We start from the raw sequence: 389 nt of genomic DNA, 5'->3' as shown, positions 1-389 counted from the left end.
CCTGTGACCCTCTGCTTGTAAGGCAGACGCTCTCCCAACTGAGCTAATCTTCCAAAAGTGTTAAATTGACCCCTACGGGATTCGAACCCATGTTACCGCCGTGAAAGGGCGGTGTCTTAAACCACTTGACCAAGGGGTCATAAAACGGAGAGTAAGGGATTCGAACCCTTGAAGCAGGTTGTTACCCGCTTACATCATTTCCAGTGATGCTCCTTCGGCCAACTCGGACAACTCTCCATTTTTAATTTTCAACTCCGGCAGGCGGGCTCGAACCGTCGACAACCTGATTAACAGTCAGGTGCTCTACCAACTGAGCTATGCCGGAATAATATGCATGGCGACGACCTACCCTCGCAGGGAGCGATCCCCCAACTACTCTTGGCGCGACA

At 51.7% G+C, this 389-nt stretch carries 3 tRNA genes; all 3 read right to left on the bottom strand.

Annotation, left to right across the window (positions count from 1 at the left end):
- Positions 1-66 precede the first annotated feature (66 nt).
- Positions 67-139, bottom strand: a tRNA-Glu gene (locus IV55_RS09480).
- Between the two features lie 6 nt (positions 140-145).
- A tRNA-Ser gene (locus IV55_RS09475) sits at positions 146-237 on the bottom strand.
- A 15-nt stretch (positions 238-252) separates the two neighbouring features.
- Positions 253-325: transfer RNA gene (locus tag IV55_RS09470), tRNA-Asn, on the bottom strand.
- Positions 326-389 lie beyond the last annotated feature (64 nt).

The sequence above is a fragment of the Furfurilactobacillus siliginis genome (assembly GCF_001437435.1).
GTDB classification, from domain to species: Bacteria; Bacillota; Bacilli; order Lactobacillales; family Lactobacillaceae; genus Furfurilactobacillus; species Furfurilactobacillus siliginis.
Note: the sequence above shows the minus strand (reverse complement) of the source record. Positions and strands in the feature narration are given on the sequence as shown.